Annotated in this window: 1 pseudogene; it reads left to right on the forward strand. The window is 75.3% G+C overall.

The features are described 5' to 3' along the window. Positions 1-494, forward strand: a pseudogene (locus AOK15_RS39205) (Acg family FMN-binding oxidoreductase); the annotation flags it as partial.

The raw sequence follows: 494 nt of genomic DNA on the forward strand, positions 1-494 counted from the left end.
AGTTCCGCTTCCTCCGCGGCGACGGCGCCTTCCATGTCCGGGCGGACCTCGACCGCGCGATGCCGAGGACGGACCCGACGACCCGGGCCCTTCATCTGGGCTGCGCCGCCGCCCTGTTCAATCTGCGTGTCGCCGCCGCCCACGCGGGCTGGACCCCGGTCACCGAACTGCTGCCCGACCCCTCGGACCCCCCGTTGCTCGCGGTCGTACGGCTCACCGGCCAGGCCCCGCCCGAGGACGACCTGGCACCGCTGTACCCGGCGATCCACCGTCGCCGCACCAGCAGGCAGCCGTTCTCCGACGAGGCGGTGCCCGACGCCATCAGGGACGGCCTCCGCGCCGCCGCCCTGCTGGAGGGGGCGCGGCTCGCGTTCCCCGACACCTGGCACGTACAGACCCTCCTGGACTCGGTCCGCGACGCCGAGGGGCGTGACGCGCAGGACCCGGTGGCGGAGGAGGAACTGAGGCGCTGGGTGCGCGCGGGCACGGACGCG

The organism is Streptomyces ossamyceticus (assembly GCF_001418475.1).
In the GTDB taxonomy this organism is placed as follows: Bacteria; Actinomycetota; Actinomycetes; order Streptomycetales; family Streptomycetaceae; genus Streptomyces; species Streptomyces ossamyceticus.